This window comes from Rhizobium sp. P1_E1 (assembly GCF_056406015.1).
This window is the reverse complement of the sequence record NZ_JBFUAY010000346.1, coordinates 1-3,485: the sequence shown is the minus strand read 5'-3', so window position 1 is coordinate 3,485 and position 3,485 is coordinate 1. Positions and strand designations below refer to the sequence as shown.

At 56.4% G+C, this 3,485-nt stretch carries 3 protein-coding genes and 1 pseudogene; 3 read left to right on the top strand and 1 reads right to left on the bottom strand.

All coding sequences use genetic code 11. The features are described 5' to 3' along the window. Nucleotides 1-147 (bottom strand): annotated as a pseudogene (locus tag AC1D1Z_RS35390) (sugar kinase); the annotation flags it as partial. Nucleotides 148-428: 281 nt separating this feature from the next. Here AC1D1Z_RS35390 and AC1D1Z_RS35385 point away from each other — a divergent pair. The 3 genes from AC1D1Z_RS35385 to AC1D1Z_RS35375 all read left to right on the top strand — a co-directional run. Next, on the top strand, nt 429-1,883 hold the full coding sequence (locus tag AC1D1Z_RS35385; RefSeq protein ID WP_130806902.1) for an ABC transporter substrate-binding protein: 1,455 nt from the start codon (nt 429-431) through the stop codon (nt 1,881-1,883). A gap of 70 nt (nt 1,884-1,953) precedes the next feature. Next, on the top strand, nt 1,954-2,883 hold the full coding sequence (locus AC1D1Z_RS35380) for a carbohydrate ABC transporter permease (RefSeq protein WP_063473372.1): 930 nt from the start codon (nt 1,954-1,956) through the stop codon (nt 2,881-2,883). A gap of 1 nt (nt 2,884) precedes the next feature. Further along, nucleotides 2,885-3,485 (top strand): carbohydrate ABC transporter permease (locus AC1D1Z_RS35375; RefSeq protein WP_477853438.1); only part of this gene is annotated, 601 nt, incomplete at its 3' end.

The window sequence follows — 3,485 nt, the reverse complement described above, 5'->3', positions numbered from 1 at the left end:
AGCTTGAAGTACGCGACCGCGGTTTATGGCGCCGAGTGCCGATTGGGAGACAAGCGTCACGTTGCCGCTGTTCTCGCCGGCGGCGACTTCTCTGGTGGCAGGGGTGCGCTGGCCCAACGAATAGGACGGCTGGCTCTCAAACTTCACTTCTCTTCTCCAATCTACCGGATCCTTTTAGCCCGTACATTATCGAACGGCCATACAGCAAAGGTCCCTTCCGGTGATGCAAGCAGGATGTCGATGACAAGGGCGGTTCGGCGAAAATTTTGGCGACAACTTGTTGACACTAACATAAGTTTGTGCGAGGTACAAACTAACTGCTTACAAAAAGCAAATTAGGGGTAGCAATCTCAGATCGACAAGCGGAAGCCCGGTGGCTCCGCTGAAGGGGCCGAGGTTGGGATACGAAGCAACTGAGGAGGCTGTTTATGACAATCGATATCGGAAATATGTCGCGACGTGACCTGCTGAAAAGCGCTTCCGTCGCAGCTCTTGTGGCTGGCGCGGGATCACTGGCCATTCCACGGCGCGGGGCCGCGCAGGATGCGAACACGGTTCGCGTCCTGTCCGTTGAAGACCCATTCTTTTTCTCGATGAAGGCGCTGGTGCCGGAATACGAGAAAGAAACCGGCATCAAGGTCGAACTGGAGAGTCTCTCCTATGACGCCCTTCAATCGCGCCTCGTGTCTGCCTTTGTCGCCAAAACCTCAGACGCCGACGTCATTGTTGTCGATCAGATGTGGCTCGGGCAGTACATCGACAATGGATGGATCATCTCGCTGAACGATTTTATTGCCAAGGACAGTGAATTCGATCTCTCCGATTTCATCCCGGAGGTCCTTTACTCCTCGAATATGTGGCGCGGCCAGATCGGCACATTGCCGATCGCCGCTTATGCACAGGGCGTCATGTACCGCAAGGACGTGTTTGACGAACTCGGCATCGCAGCGCCGCCGACCAAGACCTCGGAAGACTGGACCTGGACGAAATATGTCGACACACTGAAGTCGATGGAAGGMAAGTCATTTGGCGGCAAACCGTTGTTTCCCACGGTGGTCTGCGGCTCTCAACCGTCGCCGATCGTCCACATGTTTACGCAGGTGTCGGCAAGCCACGGTGCGAACTGGTTCAAATCATTCCCTGCCGACTTGTGGGATTTCTCTCCGCAGCTGACAAGCCCCGCCTGGGTCAAATCTGTTGAAGTCTATAGGCAGCTCTACAAGCTGTCTCCGCCTGAAGCGATCAACTATGTCTGGTTCGACGCCGGCACCCGTTTTGCAAAAGGTGACATCGGGATGTTCTACTGGTGGACGCCGTACTTCTACCTGATCAAAAACTCGGGCTACATGACCGGCAAGAAGTCGGACGTGATGGACAAGTACGCGACGGCGGCCTTGCCAAAGGCTGAGGGCGTGCCTCAGACGGTCAGTCTCGGCGGATGGAGCCTTGGCATCCCATCCAGTTCCGAAAGGCAAGAAGCAGGCTACGCCTTCATCAAATGGGCGACCTCGAAAACCACGCAGAAGAAAATGGCTCTTTGGCCGGACCTTAACTACCAATTCTCCGACTTTGCGCGCGTTTCACTCTACGAAGACGAGGAAGTCAAAGCGCTCTATCCGTACCTCGATGTGCAGTATGCGATGATGAAGCAGGGCAACGGCAAGGTCACACGCCCGCCTGTACCTGGTTACACGGCCATTGAAAGCGTGCTGGGCCTCACATTGAACCAGCTTTTGACCGGTAGCGAAGAGCCGAAGACCGGCCTTGAACGTGCCAACAGCCTGTTCGAGAGCATCCTGAAGGGTAATCTCATGATCCCTTATCAAAAAGCCAGCTACGCAGACACTCTTGACAGGGCCAAAGCCCTGATCGCCAAGAGGTAATAGAGTTCTCCTCGGGCCGGCGCGACAGCGATCGCGCCGGCAGCTACTTGAAGAAGAACTGGATCTGCCAATGCACACGACAACTGTTCGCTCACCGCGAGCCTTCAGGCCCGCCCGGAAGAGCTTTATCCGACGAAACCTGCCATACTTGCTGATCGCGCCTTCGGTCGTGATGCTGCTCGCTCTGATCGCCTACCCCTTGCTGTTTGCCCTACGATCGAGCTTCTACTTCTGGAACCTGCAAATCGGCCCGGAGCCGCTCCAGTTCGTTGGCTTCGAGAATTATGTGCAGGCCTTTAACGCCTTTGACTTTCGCGCCGCACTCACCAACACATTGATCCTGTCGATCCTTGGCACGACACTTGAGTTCACGTTTGGCCTGGCGATCGCCCTCATCCTGCTCAAGGCACTGCCTGGCATGAACGTCGTGCGTGCCCTGCTGATCCTCCCCACCACGATTGCCCCTATCGTCGTCGGATTTTTGTTCCGCTATCTCTATGATCCCGGCGGTGGACTGTTGAGCTGGGTGTTGCAGTCGCTTTGGCTACCCGTGCCGGCAGAGGGAATTCTTGGCTCGCCTTCGACCGCACTTACGGCAATCCTCTTCGTCGACATCTGGCAATGGACGCCGTTCTTTGCAATCGTCCTCTACGCAAGCCTCTTAGCCGTTCCTGACGAAATCTTGGAAGCCGCGCGACTGGATCGGGCTTCCGCGTGGACGATCCTGATGCGTATCAAGCTGCCGCTGATCAAGCGCACCGCGATCATCATCGTCATGCTTCGCTTCATGCAGATATTCAACACCTTCGACACGGTGCTTGTGCTCACCCGCGGCGGACCGGGCACCTCGACGCGCACCCTTGGATACTCGCTCTACGAGCAGGGCCTCGTCAACTTCAACATTGGCCTTGTCAGCGCAATGACCTGGATCACAGTGCTGATCGTCAATGTCATCGTTGCCCTCTACGTCTTCTTCGCGTTCAGAAACGAGGAGTGGTAAAATGTCCCGTCGTCGCACAAGCTTCAACACGGCACTCACCTACACCGCMGGCCTCCTCTTCCTGGCAATCTTCGTTGGGCCGATCCTATGGTTTATCGCTCTGGCCGTTCGCCCGGCCGAGACGGCCTTCACCATGCCGCCGCAAATTACCTTCGAGCCCAATCTCGTCGCATTCCGGCACATCCTCGTCGATCCCGGCACCAACGCACCGCAACTGGTCAACAGCCTGATCGTAGCAATCGGCGCCGTGTTGCTCAATCTGCCCTTTTCCGTTCCTGCTGCCTACGCGTTGTCCCGCTTCAAGCTACGCGGCAAGAAAAACATCATGTTGTGGTACCTCGGCTTGCTGATGGCCCCGCCAGTCGCGTTTCTGATCCCTTATTTCATCCTCATCACGCGCATCGGTCTCCAGGGTTCCTACTTCTCGATGGTCCTCGTCCTGCAGACGCTGACGATCCCGTTTTCCGTCTGGTTGATGAAGAGTTTCATCGACGAGGTGCCGGTGGAACTGGAGGAGGCTGCCCGGGTCGACGGCGCTCGATGGTACACGATTATGTTGCGGATCACGCTACCGATCGTTCGTCCCGGCATCATCGTAACCT

Bases quoted from the DNA above. Each gene is read 5' to 3' on its own strand.
- AC1D1Z_RS35380 (WP_063473372.1), top strand. From the start codon at position 1,954: ATGCACACGACAACTGTTCGCTCACCGCGAGCCTTCAGGCCCGCCCGG.